Here is a 16257-nt window from a genome sequence, read left to right on the forward strand (position 1 = left end):
CCACCGCGGCAACTCCTCGGCCGCGAGCCGCGCCGACACCTCCCTCCGCCCGCGCCGAGCGGCAGTCCGCGCCGCCCCCGTCCGCCGCGCCGCGGCCCCCACCACCGCCCGGAACTCCGCACTCCGCTCAGCGGCCACGACCCGCTCGACGCAGTACAGCCGAATCGGCGGCACCGCCCGCACCCGCGGACTGACCCGTAACAGATCGGGCTCCCCGAGCAGATGACGCACCATCCGGCCCGACCACCCCCGCGCACGCAACCCGGCCACGGAGAGATACACCCCCCGCGACCGCCCTGGCTCCGGCCCGCTCCCGCACGCCTCGCACACCGCCATCGACCCCACCCCCGCAGTGACTCTCAGTGACGACTCCATTGAAGCGCGCGCCACTGACAATCGACCGACGGCGGAGGAGAGAAGCTGCCTGAACTCGCCGGACCGAGGCTCTTCCCGGCGTTGCGTTCATAAAGAAAGCGCCGCTACGGCCAACCTTCACACCCTCGAAATACGACCGGCCCGTTCCGCACAAGGTCGCGAACTACCGTGGAGATCGCGGCCACCACCCCGGCCGCCGGCTTCCGTTCCACCCGCTCCGCCCCGGCCACCGTCGCCCGAAGGCACACCCCGCCCTCGTCAAGACAGGAGCCCTGTGTCCCGTCGTACCGTCGCCCTCTCGCTTCCGCCCTGGCTCGCCCACGCGCTGCGTGCTCAGCGCGGCCCGGTTCCGTGGAGCGCGGTCACGCGGGGAGCGCTGGCCGCCGGGCCGTTGCTCCTCGCCGCCGTGCTGGCCGGGCGGACCTCTCTCGGGGTGCTGGCCGCGCTCGGGGCGATGTTCGCCGGGATCAACGACCGGCCCGGCAGCCGACGGGCCTCGGTCAAGCGGCTCGGTGGGCCCGCGCTCGCGGGAGCCGGTGGGCTGCTGGTCGGGACGTATGCCGGGGATCACGCGGGGGCCGTCGCGCTCACCCTGCTGCTCACCGGGATCGGGCTGGTCGCAGGCGGGTTCAGTGCCATTGGGCCCGTCGCCTCCGGTGCCGGTACGCAGTTGCTCGTCGCCTCCGCCATCGGCGCCGGGATGCCGCTGCCCGAAGCCGGGTGGCAGCGGGCCCTCGCCTTCCTCGCCGGGGCCGCGTGGCTCGTCCTGTTGCGGCTTGCGCTGCCCACGCCCGGTGCCATCGCCGGTGACTACCGCTTCGACGGCGAGCGGCACGCCGTAGCCGCCGTCTACGACGCGATCGCCGCGCTGCTCGACGCCACCGGCGGGCCGCGGGCGACGGAGCGGCGCGCCGCGCTCACCGCCGCGCTCGATCACGCGCAGGACGCGCTCGCCGGGCCGCGGCTGCGGCGGTACGCCAGTTCGGCGGCCGAGCGGCGGCTGCACGGGCAGTACGCCGCCGCGCTGCCGCTGGCCGAGGCCGCGACCGCGCTCGCCTGGGCCGGGGAGCCGGTGTCCGCGCGGGCCGGTGAGGGGCCGCGCCGGCTGGCCGCCGCCGTACGCGACAACGCGCACACCGGACCGCTGCCCGCGCCCAACCGTTCCGCCCCCGCGCTGCGCGCCCTCGACGACGCCCTGCTGCACGCCGCCGACGCCTTCGACCAGGCGCGGGGGAGTGATCTGCACGCGCGCCGAAGGACCGTAACCTCCTTGTTCCGTACGGCATTTGGGGCCGGGGGGCGGGAGTACGGGCTGCGGGTCGCGCTCTGCTTCGGGGCCAGCGTCGCCGTCGCCCAGGCGCTGCACCAGGCCCGCTGGTACGGGCAGCACGAGCACTGGTACTGGCTGCCCGCCACCGCCGTCTTCCTCGTCAAGCCCGACCTCGGGCCGCTCGCCTCGCGGGTGCTGTGCCGGGCGGCCGGAACCGTGCTGGGCGCGCTGCTCTTCGCCGGGTTGGCCGCCGTACTGCCCCGGCCCGAGGGGCTGGTCGCGCTGGTGGCGCTCAGCGGCGCGCTCATTCCCGTCGCCACCCGGCACTTCGCCGCGCAGACCGCCGTCGTCACCGTCCTCGTGCTGTCGCTGGTGATGGTGGGCGGGGAACCGCAGGCCTCCGCCGGCCGGATCGGGGAGACACTGCTCGCCTGCGCGATCGTGCTGATCGTCGGGCATCTGCCCATGCCGGGGGAGCGCGGCGGAGGCGTACGCGCCCGGCTCGCGGCAGCGGGCGCCGCCGCCCACGCCTACCTCGTGCACGTCCTGGGCGAGTCCGGCGACCGCGCCGAACGCTGGACCCTGCGCCGCGAGGCCTACCGCACCCTCGCCGAGGCCCGCGGCGCCATCGCCGTCTCCGCCGCCGAACTCCCCGCCCTCGCCCGGCACACGCAGGGCACGGACGAGGTCGCCGCCGTCCTCGAACGCCTCGTCGACACGACCACCGCCTGCGCCGTCCACCTCGACGACACGGGCCGGCTCACGCGTCGGCACAGCGAGCAACTCACCGAGCTGCTGGAGGAGTTCGAGCGGGGGAGGGGACGGGTCGGACTGCGGGCGATCGAACTGCCCGTCGCCGTATAGGAACGTGAACAGGTGCGGTCGGCAACCGGGCCGCCCCGGACGGCACTTGGGCCCACAGCCGGATCACTCCACCCGCACCCACACCGGCGCGTGATCCGACCCCGGCGCCTCCCGCCGCGCCGCCGGATCGGGTCCCACCGACGGCAGTTGAGGCGCTCCCGCGCCCGGCAGGCCCGTCCCCGCCGCCGTCACCCGGTGGACCAGGTGATGGCTGGCCAGGATGTGGTCGATCAGCTCGCGGCGCCCGGAGTTGATCCGGGAGTAGCGCTGGTCGGCGGGGATCAGCGGGGCCACGTCCCACAAGCGGACCGCGTCGCCCTGGTCGGGTCGGTCGTAGCCGGACGTGCCGATCTCCGAACCGGGCGGGCCGAGCAGGATCTGCGTGGTCGCGGCCTGCACCTCGTCGTTCATGTCGCCGAGGACGACCACGTCCCGGGTGCGGCCCTCACCGGCGAGCAGGTCGTCGGCCAGCGCGCGCAGGGTCGCCGCCTCGGCGGCCCTGCGGTAGAGGGCGTAGGCGCCGTAGCGGGCCCGTTCGCCCTCGTCATGTGGGAAGAAACGATCACCCGGGTACGACAGCAGCTTCGACTTCAGGTGGGCTACCGCCGCCGTCAGCGGGCCGGCCGGCGTCTCCACCTCCACCGCCAGCAGGCCGCGGCCCGCGCCCGGTTCCTCGGCGCCCGCGTCGTCGGACTGCACCGGACGCAGCTGCGCCGGGAACGCGTTCGTGTCGGCGACGACCCGCGGTTCCGTACGGCTGAGGAAGCCGACCCGGATGCCCCGGACGTCCGGACGCGTGGACAGGGCGGTGTGCCACTCGCCGTCCAGCAGCCCGGCCAGGTCGTCGAGCGCCGCCGGGTCGCCGACCTCCTGGACGCCGAGCAGCACCGGGTCGAGTTCCGTGATCACGGCGGCGAGGGAGGCGAGCTTCGTCTCGTAGGTGGCCTTGTCCTTGGGGCCGGACGGACCGCCGGGGCGGTACAGGTTCTCCAGATTCCAGGTGCCGAGGAGCATGCGGGGCCCCTTCCAGAAGCCTTGGTCGTGAGGCTCTGTCCTGTGCGCCAGAAGCCTTGGTCGTGAGGCAAGCGTGCTGGTCCGGGGCGGCTCGCGACAGCGCCACGCCCGGATGCGCGGTTCGGCTCACACGACGCGAGGACGGCGTCGTACGTTGGGAGTGTGAGCCACTCTCCCGCCGACCTCCTCATCACCGGCTGCACCGTCCTCGTCCACGACGACCAGGAGCGCATCGCCTTCGAACGGGACGCGGCGATCGTCGTACGGGACGGGCGCATCGAGTCCGTCAGCGGTGCGGCGGAGACGACGGCCACCGGGCTCGCGGCCCTCGAACACATCGACGCGCGCGGCCAGGTCGCCCTGCCGGGGCTGGTCAACTGCCACACCCACGCGCCGATGGTCGCGCTGCGCGGACTCGCCGAGGACCTGCCGACGGAGGAGTGGTTCAACGACGTCGTGTGGCCCGTCGAGTCCAACCTCACCGAGAAGGACGTGGAGTTGGGGGCACGGCTCGCCTGCGCCGAGATGATCCGCGCCGGGGTCACCTGCTTCGCCGACCACTACTTCTCCATGGACACGGTCGCCGCCGTCGTCGCCGAGTGCGGGATGCGCGCCCACCTCGGCGAGGCCTACTTCTCCTCCCAGGGTCCCCAAGGCCGGGAGAAATCACTGGAGTTCGCGCTACGGCACCGGGGCAGTGCCGACGGCCGCATCACCACCGCCCTCGCCCCGCACGCCCCCTACACCGTGACCGACGCCGACCTCGCCGCCACCGCCCTCCTCGCCCTGGAACACGGCCTCCCCGTCCACCTCCACGCCGCCGAGAACCGCGACCAGACCGACGCCAGCCTCGCCCGCCACGGCCTCACCCCCATCGAAGTCCTCGACCGCGCGGGCCTGTTGGCCACCGACCTGCTCATCGCCCACGGCACCGGCATCATCGACCGCGACCTCCCCGTCCTGGAACGCGCGAGCGGCCGTACGGCGGTCGCCACCGCGCCCCGGGGATACCTCAAGTTCGCCTGGCCGGACACCACTCCGATCCGCGCCCTGCGCGCCCTCGGCATCCCCGTCGGACTCGCCACGGACGGCGCCGCCTCCAACAACTCTCTCGACGTATGGGAGTCGATGACGCTCACCTCGCTGATCCAGAAGTCCACCGAGGGCGACCCGCGCTGGCTGACGTCCCGTCAAGCCCTGCACCACGCAACCCTCCAGAGCGCGCGGGCGGTCGGACTGGGCGACTCGATCGGGGCCGTCGCACCGGGCCGCCGGGCCGACATCATCCTGGTCGACCTCACCGGCCCGCACACCCAGCCCGTGCACGACCTCGCCGCGACCCTCGTGCACAGCGCCCGCTCCGCCGACGTCCGCACCACGATCGTCGACGGCCGGTCCTCATGCGCGACCGCGAGCTGCTCACACTCGATGTACCCGCCGTAGTGCGGGAGTTGGGGGACCGGCTGCCCGCCCTCGTCGACCGGAGCCATGGCCGGCGAATCCAGGAATACGACACCTGAGCCGCGCCTCTAGGCTGGTCCCATGGATCTCGCGGACGGCCTCCTCGACCACCCGTACGACGTGTACCGGCGCCTGCGCGACAGCGCCCCCGTGCACCGCATCGCCGGCCCCGACGGCACCCCCGCCTGGCTCGTCACCCGGTACGACGACGTGCGGGCGGCGCTGGCCGACCCCCGTCTCTCGCTGGACAAGAGGCATGCCACGGCCGGGACGTACAAGGGGTTCTCGCTGCCGCCCGCGCTCGATGCGAACCTCCTCAACATGGACCCGCCGGACCACACCCGCATCCGCCGCCTGGTCGGCCGCGCGTTCACCCCGCGCCGAACGGAGCAGCTCCGCAAGCCGATCCGGCGCACCGCCGACCAACTCCTGGACGCGCTGGGCGAGTCGGGCGACACCGACCTCATCGCCGCCTACGCCGCGCCCCTCCCCATCACCGTCATCTGCGACCTCCTCGGCGTGCCCGACCGGCACCGGCGGGACTTCCGGGTGTGGACCGACACCCTCGTCGCACCCGCCCCCGGGACACCGCCGGAGGCCGGCAAGCACGCCGTCGTCGCGATGCTCGGCTTCTTCACCCGGCTCCTTGCCGACAAACGGGAAGAGCCCGGCGACGACCTCCTCTCCGACCTGATCGCCGTGCGCGACGAGGGCGACCGGCTCAGCGAGGACGAGCTGATGTCCCTCGCCTTCCTCATCCTCTTCGCCGGGTACGAGAACACCGTCCAGCTCATCGGCAACGCCGTGCTCGCCCTGCTCCAACACCCCGAGCAGCTGGCCGCGTTGCGCGCGGACCCCGCCCAACTCCCCGCCGCCGTGGAGGAGTTCCTGCGCTACGAAGGGCCCGCGCTGCTCGCCATCCGGCGTTTCCCCGTCGAGGACGTCACCATCGGCGGGGTCACGATCCCGGCCGGTGAGACGGTCTGGGTCTCCGCGTCCGCCGCCAACCGGGACCCGGACCGCTTCCCCGACCCCGACCGGTTCGACCTCGCCCGCGACACCTCCGGGCATCTCGCGCTCGGCCAGGGCATCCACTACTGCCTGGGCGCGCCGCTCGCCCGCGCCGAGACGGAGATCGCGCTGGCCGCGCTGCTGGAGCGGTTCCCGCGGCTGGAGTTGGGCGTCGCGGAGGACGAGGTGCGGTGGCGCCCCTCGCTGCGCGCCCGGGGACTCGCCGCGCTCCCGGTGACGTACGGGAAGTCCTTCTGAAGTTTTTTTCGGTGGCAGCGATGAGTTCCCGTCCGCCCTCCGGTCCACCCCTCAACGGACCGTTGTCACAGGAGGGCCCATGTCGCTTCCGGAGATCGTCTCGCGAGCGCAGTGGCGCGCGGCGCGCGAGGAACTGCTGGTCAAGGAGAAGGCGGCCACGCGCGCGCGTGACGCGCTCAACGCCGAGCGGCGCCGGCTGCCCATGGTGGAGATCGACAAGGAGTACCTCTTCGAGGGCGGCGACGGGAAGGCCTCCCTGCTCGACCTCTTCGAAGGACGCGGCCAACTCGTCGTCTACCACTTCATGTTCGCGCCCGAGTGGGACGCGGGCTGCCGCAGCTGCTCGGCGTTCCTGGACCAGATCGGACACCTCTCCCATCTGAAGGCACGCGGCACCACCTTCGCCGCCGTGTCGAGGGCGCCGTACACGAAGATCCTGCCGTTCAAGGCCCGGATGGGATGGACGCTGCCCTGGTACTCGTCCTTCGCCGGGGACTTCAACTGGGACTTCGAGGTGACGCTCGTCGGGGACGGGGAGCCCGTCGAGCGGCCCGGTGTCAGCTGCTTCCTCCGGGACCGCGACCGGGTTTTCCACACCTACTCGACCTATGAGCGCGGGCTCGACGGCCTCGGCTCGACCACCACCTTCCTGGACCTGACCGCGCTGGGGCGGCAGGAGGAGTGGGAGGAGCCCAAGGGGCGCGCGTCGGCGCTGGGGGCGCCCGCCGGCAGCGCACGCGTGCTTTATTACGACGAGTACCAGGACTGATACGGAAAGTACGGAGAAAGTACGCGACCGGGTGTCGACTATGTCTCAGTACCGTCACTTCGCGAGCCGTTCACCGTACTGTCGGCGTTTAACTCAGTGAGGCTTCAGCGGTCTCCTCTACGAGACTTCACGAAGCGCTCGGAGTTCAGCACGACAGGGAGGTACAAGGTGAACGGGCGAATGGTGCTTGAGCGTTTTCCCGCCGGGGGGCCGCGTGGTTCGTGGCCGGCGGAGGAATTCGCGCAGGCGCGCCGTCTGGAGGGCCTGCAGGCTGAGGTCGTCATGGACATAGCGACCGACGCGTTCCTGGTCATCGTGCGCGGCGGCGAGGTCGTGGACGCCGCCGCCTGAGAAGTCAGCCCGCCTTCGGGGCGGGCAGCTTCACCGTGAACTGGTCCGCCTGGAGCGCGTACAGCTCCGCGTACAGACCGCCGCTCGCGAGCAGTTCGTCGGGCGTCCCGGACTCCACCAGCCGCCCCTGATCGAGCACATGCACCACATCCGCGTGGCGTACGGACGCCAGCCGGTGCGTGATCAGCACGACCGTCTGGCCGGTGCCCGCCAGCGCCCGGATCTTCTCGAAGACCTCCAGCTCGGCCCGGGCGTCGAGGGCCGCCGTCGGTTCGTCCACGATCAGGATGCGGCCCTTCCGGTAGGCGGCCCGCGCGATGCCCAGCCGCTGCCACTGGCCGCCGGACAGCTCGTGGCCGCCGCTGAAGTTGCGGGCCAGCAGGGTGTCCAGACCGCGCGGCAGATCCGCGACCACGTCCTGCGCGCCGGCCTCGGCGACCGCGTCGGCCACCCGCTCGTCGGTGAGCGGCGCCGCGGACCGGCCGACGGCCACGTTGACGCGGGCGGTGAACGGCCAGCGCTTGAAGTTCTGGGCCACCATCGCGATCCGGTCCGCGAGCTGGCGCCGGTCGGCGGTCACCGCATCGACGCCGTCCCACAGGATGCGGCCCCGGTCCGGGCGGTACAGCCCGGCCAGCAGCTTGACCAGGGTCGTCTTGCCGGAACCGTTCTCGCCGACCAGGGCGATGATCCGGCCCAGCGGGAGGGCGAGGGTGACGTCGTCGAGCGCGGGGTGGGTGGCCTCGCCCGGATAGCTGAACGTGACGTTCTCGAAGCGGATCTCGCGTGGCTCCTCCGGCAGCGCGGCCCCGCCGACCGGGATCGCCCGCTCGGCCGCCTCCCCGTACAGCTTCTGGAGGTCGCCCACGAACAGGGCCTCTTGATGCAGCTGGTTGACCGCCAGGACGAGGTTGTCAAGGCTCGCCGAACCGGTGCGGATCGCGATCACCGCCGTACCCGCCACGGAGAGCGCCATCGCACCGGACAGCAGCAGCCCGCCGAGCGTCGCGTACGTCGCCGTCGTCGCGAGGCCGGTCCAGGTCGCCGCGATCAGGCCCGTGCGGGCCGCGAGGCGGGCCAGCCGGGCCTGTTCCGCCTCCGCGCTCTCCGACATCTCGTGGAAGTGGTGCAGCAGGAACGGCCCCACACCGTGCACGCGGATCTCCGGGGCCGCCTCCGGCTGCGTCAGCAGATCGCTCAGGAGATGACCGGCGCGGGCGTGCTGCACCCAGGTGTGGAACGACTCGTACTGCCGGCGCGCGTTCGTCAGGGCGCCCCACGCGCTGGGCAGGGTCATCGTCGCCAGCAGCGGGAGCAGCGCCGGGTGCAGCACGGTCAGGACGCCCGCCGCCGTGATCAGGGAGATCAGCGCGTTGATCACACGGGTGGCCTGCGAGATCATGCGGCGGGCCGAGGAAGCGCCGTAACTCGCGGTGTCCAGCAGCTTGTGGAACGCGTGGTCCTCGATCGCGGACAGCTCCACGGAGGCCGCGCGCTCCAGGTACAGCTCGGTGGCGACGCGCTCGACTTTCGGCTCCAGCCGCCCGGTCGCGTAGGTCGACGCCGCCCGGAGCAGTGCCCCTACGAGCATCACGGCGGCCACCGTGACCAGTGCGGGTACGGCCTCGCGCAGCCGTTCGCCGATGGCACCGCCGGCGATCAGGCGGGCGAGCACGCTGTTGACCGCGAGCAGGCTCACGGCCTGGGTGGCGCCCCGGCCGGCCTCCGCCGCGAGTACGGTCCGCGCGGCCTTCGGATCGGCCTGCCACGCCAGCCGGAAACTCGACCCCAGCATCGCCGGCAACCGGGTCACCATCGACCGGAAGCCCAGCTCCAGGAACGCGCCGTTGTGCTGGTTCCATCCCATGTCGTACCGGAGGGGCCCACCGAAGAGCAGCTGCTCCGACGCGGACGGCACCCCCGACTCCGGGTCCCCCTTGCTCTCCACCGCCGACCTCCCCCGATCGTGGACGAACGGCCACTATCGCGGGGCGGGGCGGGTCGGTGGGAGAGCGCGGGAGGGAAGGGGTGGGGGTGCGCGGGCGTACGCCGTGCGGGGTGCGGTGTCGTCGCCGCATGTGCCGGGTGGCTTCGGGCCGTGGTTTTCCGCGGGTCCGGTGGGGGCTGGGCGCGCAGTTCCCCGCGCCCCTGAAAGACGGGCGTCTCACCCGGGCGGTTTCGTCAACCTGCTCGGACTCCGGCCTTCGCAGCTCCGTCGTGTTCCCGGGCGGTGCCGTCAGGCCGTGGGCGTCGGCCGCCGGGCCCTCACCCGACACCGCGCTTCTACGGCCCTCCCGAGAGCCCGCCGCTCAAGCGGTGCCGTGACGACGACCGGCTTGTCCCTCGGTGGGCGACCCGGGCCGGGACCGCCGCAAGCGGGTGCCCCCACGGCTGCCCCGCTCGCAGCGGTCCCGGCCCGGTGCCCGGACTCGGCGCCCCGCGGCAAACCCCGCCCCCGCTCACGCCCCGCGGGGCTACGCGCTGATGGGGCGGGACCAGGACGGTGTGGTCCCCGTCACCCGGCACACCGCGAGGTACAGCGGGATCGGCGGGGTGTACGGCAGCTTGCCGTCAGGTTTGTGGATGAGGCCGGGGGCGCGGGGGGAGTCCGGGACCAGCGCGCCGGTGGTGTAGCGCGCCGGGGCGGGCCAGTCCAGGGCGTAGTCCGAGTCGGACGGGACGATCCACCACCAGTGCGTCTCGTCGGCGTAGACACAGCCGACGCGCGGCAGGCGCGGCAGGACCAGCGGGCCGAAACGGGCCGGTACCGCCACCGCGTCGCAACCCAGCGGGGCGGTCATGCCCTCGGGGACGGCGAGTCTCCGGGGTGTGCCCTCCGGACCGTGCAGTGCACGCCCCAGACGGACCAGCGTGTCGAGACTGAGCACCTGGCCGGGACCGGACACGCCGCTCACACCCATTCGACTCCCGTCCCGAAATCCCCGAATCCACTGGCTTGCCTGAACCCGGCGGGGTTTCCGTACGCGGCGGAATCTCTGTGCCCGGTGGAGTCTCTGTGCGCGGCTGAATCTCCGAACGCGGTGGTGTCTCTGTGCGCGGGGGAGTCTCCGAACGCGGTGGAGTCCCCGTGCGCTATGGAATCCCTGAATGCTGTGGGAGCCCCGAACGCGGCGGAGTCCCCGAACGCCGGGGAGTCCTTGAATCCGGGGGAACTCTTGAACGGTGCGGACTCTCCTAGGGGAGTGGACTCACCGAGAGATGCGGATTCCCCGAGAGGAGCGTGCTCCCCGAGCGGAGCCGACTCCCCGAACGGAACGGCCTCCCCGAACGGAGCCGACTCCCCGGTCTCCGCCGAGTCCGGCAGCTCGCCGGCGTCCTGATGCCCCAGGCCCCTGAAGTGACCCGCGACAGCTTCCTGGCCGACACCGATGTCAGCGCCTATGCCCCCGCCGAGGCTGAGGCCGGGGCCGGGACCGAGCGCCCCGAAGTGGCCCGAGGCCTCCTGGCCCCGCGTCCCGGTGACGTCCCCGTTCCCGAGGCCGCCCCCAGCGCCCCCAGTGCCGTGAACGTCCCGGCTTACGAAGTCCCCCGGAGTCGCGTGGCCGCCCTCGGTCCGGGGACCACCCCGAGTGCCGGAGACACCCTCGCCCCCAACAGCATCCCGCGCCCCGGAAACGTCCTCGTCAGCCCCGTAAAGGTCCTCGTCCTCGAACCCACCCCGAACCCCAGGGGCGGTCCCGTTCCCGAGACCGCCCCCGGTTTCGTGTACCCGGCCCCCGAAGCCGTCGAGATCCAGGTCTCCGAAGTCGCCGGCACCCCCATGCCCGCTGCCGGAGGCACCCCCATGCCCCCGCCCCGGAAATACGCCCAGATCCTCGAAGGCCCCGAAGTGTGCCGTCGCCTCGTCCTCGTCGTCCGAACCGCCCGACGGACCCGGCTTGGGTCGTGCGCCCCAACCCAGGTCGTTGCGCGGTGCGGAACTGTCGAGGCCGGAGGCCGGGTGGTGGCCGTGCGCCGCCGGGTCCGCCTGCCGCGGCAGGTCGGCCCAGACCAGCAGGCCGGGTCCGTGTTCCTGGGCGCCCCAGGACCGGCACAGCCCGTCGATGAGAAGCAGCCCCCTCCCGTGCTCCTCATCGGGCCGCTGCGGGGACGGATGAGGCTCGCCGGGAGCACAGCCCTCGTCACGGACGGCTATCCGCACCAGGTCGTCGCCATCGCGCAGCTCGCAGACTATGTGGCTGCTCGCGGTGTGCACGATCGCGTTGGTGACCAGCTCGGAGACGACGAGTACCGCCGTGTCGCAGGTGTCCTCGCACACGGACCAGCCGGCCAGCCGGGCCCGCGTCAGGCGTCTCGCCTGGGCCGGGGAACCCGGATGTGCGGCCAGCTCGAACCGGAACCGGCGCTCGGCAGCGGCCCCACCAGGGACGGCTCCCGCAGCGGCACCGAGACCGAGGCGGCCTGCGGCGGCGTCTGTTCCTAAGGGCGCGGACGGAATCACGCTTGCCACTATCGCCCCGCCGTGAACACTTGGCAAGTGTCACTATGAAAAATGCAGAGTGCCGTATGACGGTCTGGACGGTCGTGGCACACTGCTCGCAACAGAAAGTCGCGCGGCGCCAGTTGGGATCTCCGGAGGTCTGTCCCGATCTTCGAATGAGTCTTCGAATGGCGCCGCAGGGCTGTCAGGATTCGGTTCGCCGGGATCGGTTCGCCGGAATCGTCGCGTCGGGCCGGGATCGGTTCGTCGGGTCGGGAGAACCCTTTCACCGGGCTGTACGGACGCATGGCTGTCAGTGCTCAACCCGTCACGCGGCACTTGGCACTCATCGCACGGCACTTGGCACTCATCACGCAGTACACGGCACTCGTGACGCAGCACGAAACTCGTCACTCACTCGGTAACTCGTCACTCATTCGTGGAGGTGGAGCGTGAGCGAGCCGCGGTCCGCACCGACGGTCGGCCAGGTCGTCCTCGGCCGGCGCCTGCTGGACCTGCGGGAACGCGCGGGGCTCAAGCGCGAGGAGGCCGCCCGCGTCCTCCGTGTCGCCCCCGCCACGGTCCGCCGCATGGAGATGGCGGAGGTCTCTCTCAAGATCCCCTACCTCCAGCTCCTGCTGAAGTCCTACGGCGTCTCCGACGAGGAGGCCGAGGCCTTCGTCCAGCTCGCCGAGGAGGCCAACCGGCCCGGCTGGTGGCAGCGCTTCCACGACATCCTGCCCGGCTGGTTCTCGATGCACGTCAGCCTGGAGGGCGCGGCCGCGCTCATCCGGTCGTACGAACCGCACTTCGTGCCCGGGCTGATGCAGACCGAGGAGTACGCGCGCGGAGTGCTGAAGTCCGGTGCCATCGGCCAGACCGATCCCGACGACATCGAGCGCCATGTCGCGCTGCGCATGCAGCGCCAGGATCTGCTGACCCGCCCCGACGCGCCCCGCTTCTGGGTCGTCATGGACGAGACCGCCCTGCGCCGTCCGGTCGGCGGTCCGGAGGTGATGCGAGCCCAGATCGACAAGCTGCTCGACGCCACGAAGCTGCCCAACGTGACCTTGCAGGTCGCCCCGTTCTCCTCGGGGCCGCACCCAGGCACGTACGGGCCCTTCGTGCTGTTCCGATTTGCCATGTCAGAACTGCCGGACATGGTCTACAGCGAGTACCTGACCGGCGCCGTCTATCTGGACGCGCGCGAAGAGGTGGCGACCCATCTCGAGGTCATGGACCGCATGGCGGCGCAGGCCGCTACGGCACATCGCACGAAGGAGATCCTCAAGGATCTCCGCAAGGAGCTGTGAATGGATCGCATCAAGCCGCGTATGAGCGTCTACAACGGTATGCCCGCGCGGGACTTGGGAAGCGAAGGCTGGCACAAGCCGTGGAGCGGCGGCAACGGCGGCAACTGCCTGGAGGCGATGAAGCTCGCCGACGGCCGGATCGCCGTCCGTCAGTCCACCGACCCGGACGGGCCGGCCCTGATCTACACGACCGACGAGATGACGGCCTTCATCGAGGGGGCGAAAGCGGGCGAGGCGGATTTCCTGCTCTCCTGACCGGCCTGTGCTGAATGCTTTTTCCTTACCGAACCTCCTTAATTTGGTACTGACTTGACCACGTGTTGCAGTAAGAGCTTCAGGACCTTATGGAGCACGCCATGACCGTGCGGCCCACCGACAAGTCCGACGAGATCGACACCACCAGGCCCCACCCCGCCCGGATGTACGACTGGTACCTCGGCGGCGGGGCCAACCACCCCGTCGACGCGGAGATGGGCCGCCAGATGCTCGCCCTCGACCCGAGGGTGCCGGTCATGGCACGTGTCAACCGCGCGTTCATGCACCGGGCCACCCGCTGGCTCACCGAGCACGGCGTACGGCAGTTCCTGGACATCGGCACCGGCATCCCGACCGAGCCGAACCTGCACCAGGTCGCACAGGGCATCGCGCCCGACGCGCGAGTCGTCTACTGCGACAACGACCCGATCGTGCTCGCCCACTCCGAGGCACTGCTGCGTGGCACACCCGAGGGTGCGACCGCGTATCTGCGGGCCGACGTGCGCGAGCCCGAGGCCGTCATCGAGGGCGCGCGGGCGGTCCTCGACCTCACCCAGCCCGTCGCCCTGTCCCTGGTCGCGCTGCTGCACTTCGTCACCGACGAGGACGGCGCGCACGACCTGGTCGACGATCTGCTGTCCCGACTGCCCAGCGGCAGCTACCTGATGATGACCCACGCCACCGCCGACTTCACCCCGGAGGAGTCGACGGCGGCGGTCGAGAAACTCACGGCGTCGGGCATCACCCTGACCCTCCGCTCCCGCGCCGGCTTCGCCCGCTTCTTCGACGGCCTCGACCTGGTCGAGCCCGGCGTGGCGGTGGTCGACCGGTGGCACCCGGAACTGGGCGAACCGGTGCCGGGGCAGGAAGACGGCACGATTCCGGGCTACGGGGCGGTGGGCCGCAAGCCCTGAAACACTTGATCCGCTGATTCCGCACCACGACAGCATGCGTCCTGGTGCGTCCACCAGCTGGCTGACAGACCTGCCCGCGCGGGGCGACCACCGGCAACGGCGGCCGCTCCGGCGCCGGGCCCGGGTTGGAGTGGTCGTGCCAGGCCCGGGCCCGGGTTGGGGTGGTCGTGCCGGCCTCGGGCCCCGGGTTGGAGTGGTCGTGCCAGGCCCGGGCCCGGGTTGGGGTGGTCGCGCCAGGCCCGGGGCCCGAGTCGGAGAGGTCGTGCCAGGCCCGTCGCAGCCCGGCCGGGGCTCGCTCGCGTCCTCCCGCCCCTCCGGCGGCAGCGGCACCTCGCCGCCCCCCGCCTCACACGGTCATGGGGCGGTCGTACGGTCCGATGGGCGACGGGAGTTGGGAACTCCCCGTCAGATAGCGGTCGACGGCCGCCGCCACCGCCCGCCCCTCCGCGATCGCCCACACGATCAACGACTGCCCGCGCGCCGCGTCCCCGGCGACGAACACCCCGCGCGCACTCGTCGCGAAGTCCGCGTCCCGGGTGACCGTGCCGCGCGGGGCCATCGCCAGCCCCAGTTGGTCGATGAGTCCGTCCTCCCGGCCGGGCCCGGAGAAGCCGAGGGCGAGCAGCACGAGATCGGCGGGGAGGCTGCGCCCGGAACCGTCCAACGGGCGCCGCCGCTCGTCGACTTCGACCAGATGCAGAGACCGTACGTGTCCGTCCTCGTCCCCCTCGAAGCGAAGCGTCGACGCCGCGAACAGCCGCGCGTCCGCGTGCGCCGCCGGCGCCGTCTCCAGGTCCCGCGCTTCCTCGTGCGCGGCCGACAGCCGGTAGATCTTCGGGTACGTCGGCCAGGGCTCCACGTCCTCGTCGCGCTCGGCAACCGGCTGCGCGTAGATGTCCAACTGCGTGACGGACGCGGCCCCTTCACGCACCGCCGTACCGAGGCAGTCGGCCCCCGTGTCACCGCCGCCCACGATGACCACGTGCTTCCCGGCGGCGGACAGGGGAGAGGCCGCCAGGTCGCCCTCGCACACCCGGTTGGCCAGCGGCAGGTACTCCATCGCCTGGTGGATGCCGGTCAACTCCCGCCCCGGCACGTCCAGTTCACGCCACGCCGTCGCTCCGGTGGCGATCACCACCGCGTCGTAGCGCGCCCGCAGTCCGGCCGCCCCGATGTCCCGCCCGACCGTCGTCGACGTACGGAACTTGGTGCCCTCGGCCCGCATCTGGTCGAGCCGCCGCTCCAGATGCCGCTTCTCCATCTTGAACTCGGGGATGCCGTACCGCATCAGCCCGCCGAGCCGGTCGTCCCGCTCGTACACGGCGACCGTGTGCCCGGCGCGCGTCAACTGCTGTGCCGCCGCGAGGCCGGTGGGCCCGGAACCGATCACCGCGACGGTCCGCCCGGACAACCGGTCCGGTGGCCGAGGTGGCGCGAAACCGTCGGTCCAGGCGCGGTCCGCGATGGCCACCTCGACGTTCTTGATGGTGACCGCGGGCTGGTTGATGGCGAGCACGCACCCCGCCTCGCACGGCGCCGGGCACAACCGCCCGGTGAACTCGGGGAAGTTGTTCGTCGCGTGCAGCCGGTCGCTCGCCGCGCGCCAGTCCTCGCGCGAGACGAGGTCGTTCCACTCGGGGATCAGATTGCCGAGCGGGCAGGCGTCGTGGCAGAACGGGACACCGCAGTCCATGCACCGGTCCGCCTGCCTCGTCACGATCGGCAGCAGGGCACCGGGGACGTACACCTCGTCCCAGTCCCGCACCCGCTGCTCGACGGGCCTGCGGGGCCACTCCTCGCGCGGAGTGGTCATAAAACCCTTGGGATCGGCCATGGCGGTCTTCCTCGCGTCCGCGTACGACAGGCCGTGCGTCATCGGGCGGCACTCTTTCAGCCACGATAAGGCCCATCGGCCGGGCGCGCAGAGTGGACGAGACGGCTTTCTGCCCGGATTCCGCGGG

11 protein-coding genes and 2 pseudogenes are annotated in these 16257 nt (G+C 72.1%); 8 read left to right on the top strand and 5 right to left on the bottom strand.

The annotated features are described in order from the left end of the window. Positions 1 to 649: 649 nt before the first annotated feature. The gene (locus ACIRB1_RS10395; protein ID WP_403465243.1) at positions 650 to 2509 is read left to right on the top strand and encodes an FUSC family protein; all 1860 of its coding nucleotides are present in this window, start codon (positions 650 to 652) and stop codon (positions 2507 to 2509) included. Between the two features lie 63 nt (positions 2510 to 2572). On the opposite strand, the gene ACIRB1_RS10400 is transcribed toward ACIRB1_RS10395, so the two are convergent. Then, positions 2573 to 3523, bottom strand: coding sequence for an endonuclease/exonuclease/phosphatase family protein (locus ACIRB1_RS10400; protein WP_403465244.1), 951 nt, complete (start codon positions 3521 to 3523; stop codon positions 2573 to 2575). 162 nt (positions 3524 to 3685) lie between these two features. Between ACIRB1_RS10400 and ACIRB1_RS10405 the strand changes: the two are divergent. The 4 genes and pseudogenes from ACIRB1_RS10405 (at position 3686) to ACIRB1_RS10420 (ending at position 7373) form a co-directional block, all read left to right on the top strand. Further along, positions 3686 to 5043, top strand: a pseudogene (locus tag ACIRB1_RS10405) (amidohydrolase). Positions 5044 to 5065: 22 nt separating this feature from the next. Next, a complete protein-coding gene (locus tag ACIRB1_RS10410; protein ID WP_403465245.1) occupies positions 5066 to 6253 on the top strand; it encodes a cytochrome P450 in 1188 nt (395 codons plus the stop codon). 79 nt (positions 6254 to 6332) lie between these two features. Next, entirely contained in the window at positions 6333 to 7022 is a 690-nt protein-coding gene (locus ACIRB1_RS10415) for a DUF899 domain-containing protein (RefSeq protein WP_403465246.1), read from the top strand. A gap of 168 nt (positions 7023 to 7190) precedes the next feature. After that, entirely contained in the window at positions 7191 to 7373 is a 183-nt protein-coding gene (locus tag ACIRB1_RS10420) for a hypothetical protein (RefSeq protein ID WP_352183808.1), read from the top strand. A 4-nt stretch (positions 7374 to 7377) separates the two neighbouring features. Here ACIRB1_RS10420 and ACIRB1_RS10425 read toward each other — a convergent pair whose 3' ends face one another. From ACIRB1_RS10425 to ACIRB1_RS10435, 3 genes and pseudogenes are all read right to left on the bottom strand, one after another. Further along, entirely contained in the window at positions 7378 to 9240 is a 1863-nt protein-coding gene (locus tag ACIRB1_RS10425) for an ABC transporter ATP-binding protein (RefSeq protein ID WP_403465387.1), read from the bottom strand. Between the two features lie 607 nt (positions 9241 to 9847). Further along, positions 9848 to 10294, bottom strand: a complete 447-nt coding sequence (locus tag ACIRB1_RS10430) for a hypothetical protein (RefSeq protein ID WP_352183809.1) — start codon at positions 10292 to 10294, stop codon at positions 9848 to 9850. Between the two features lie 938 nt (positions 10295 to 11232). Next, positions 11233 to 11844: pseudogene (locus tag ACIRB1_RS10435) on the bottom strand (ATP-binding protein); the annotation flags it as partial. A 422-nt stretch (positions 11845 to 12266) separates the two neighbouring features. Here ACIRB1_RS10435 and ACIRB1_RS10440 point away from each other — a divergent pair. The 3 genes from ACIRB1_RS10440 to ACIRB1_RS10450 all read left to right on the top strand — a co-directional run bounded on the left by ACIRB1_RS10440 (position 12267) and on the right by ACIRB1_RS10450 (position 14296). Continuing rightward, positions 12267 to 13127: a helix-turn-helix transcriptional regulator gene (locus ACIRB1_RS10440; RefSeq protein ID WP_352183810.1), complete on the top strand. Its 861-nt coding sequence runs from the start codon at positions 12267 to 12269 to the stop codon at positions 13125 to 13127. Continuing rightward, positions 13128 to 13382: a DUF397 domain-containing protein gene (locus ACIRB1_RS10445; protein ID WP_019060458.1), complete on the top strand. Its 255-nt coding sequence runs from the start codon at positions 13128 to 13130 to the stop codon at positions 13380 to 13382. It abuts the gene before it with no gap. Between the two features lie 101 nt (positions 13383 to 13483). Next, entirely contained in the window at positions 13484 to 14296 is an 813-nt protein-coding gene (locus ACIRB1_RS10450; RefSeq protein ID WP_403465247.1) for an SAM-dependent methyltransferase, read from the top strand. A gap of 346 nt (positions 14297 to 14642) precedes the next feature. Here ACIRB1_RS10450 and ACIRB1_RS10455 read toward each other — a convergent pair whose 3' ends face one another. Then, positions 14643 to 16130, bottom strand: a complete 1488-nt coding sequence (locus ACIRB1_RS10455; protein WP_403465388.1) for a glutamate synthase subunit beta — start codon at positions 16128 to 16130, stop codon at positions 14643 to 14645. Between the last annotated feature and the right edge of the window lie 127 nt (positions 16131 to 16257).

Origin of the sequence: Streptomyces sp. NPDC096013 (assembly GCF_044763565.1) — a bacterium.
Taxonomy (GTDB): domain Bacteria; phylum Actinomycetota; class Actinomycetes; order Streptomycetales; family Streptomycetaceae; genus Streptomyces.

Bases quoted from the DNA above. Each gene is read 5' to 3' on its own strand.
- ACIRB1_RS10400 (WP_403465244.1), bottom strand. From the start codon at position 3,523: ATGCTCCTCGGCACCTGGAATCTGGAGAACCTGTACCGCCCCGGCGGT.
- ACIRB1_RS10410 (WP_403465245.1), top strand. From the start codon at position 5,066: ATGGATCTCGCGGACGGCCTCCTCGACCACCCGTACGACGTGTACCGG.
- ACIRB1_RS10415 (WP_403465246.1), top strand. From the start codon at position 6,333: ATGTCGCTTCCGGAGATCGTCTCGCGAGCGCAGTGGCGCGCGGCGCGC.
- ACIRB1_RS10425 (WP_403465387.1), bottom strand. From the start codon at position 9,240: ATGGGATGGAACCAGCACAACGGCGCGTTCCTGGAGCTGGGCTTCCGG.
- ACIRB1_RS10430 (WP_352183809.1), bottom strand. From the start codon at position 10,294: ATGGGTGTGAGCGGCGTGTCCGGTCCCGGCCAGGTGCTCAGTCTCGAC.
- ACIRB1_RS10445 (WP_019060458.1), top strand. From the start codon at position 13,128: ATGGATCGCATCAAGCCGCGTATGAGCGTCTACAACGGTATGCCCGCG.
- ACIRB1_RS10450 (WP_403465247.1), top strand. From the start codon at position 13,484: ATGACCGTGCGGCCCACCGACAAGTCCGACGAGATCGACACCACCAGG.
- ACIRB1_RS10455 (WP_403465388.1), bottom strand. From the start codon at position 16,130: ATGGCCGATCCCAAGGGTTTTATGACCACTCCGCGCGAGGAGTGGCCC.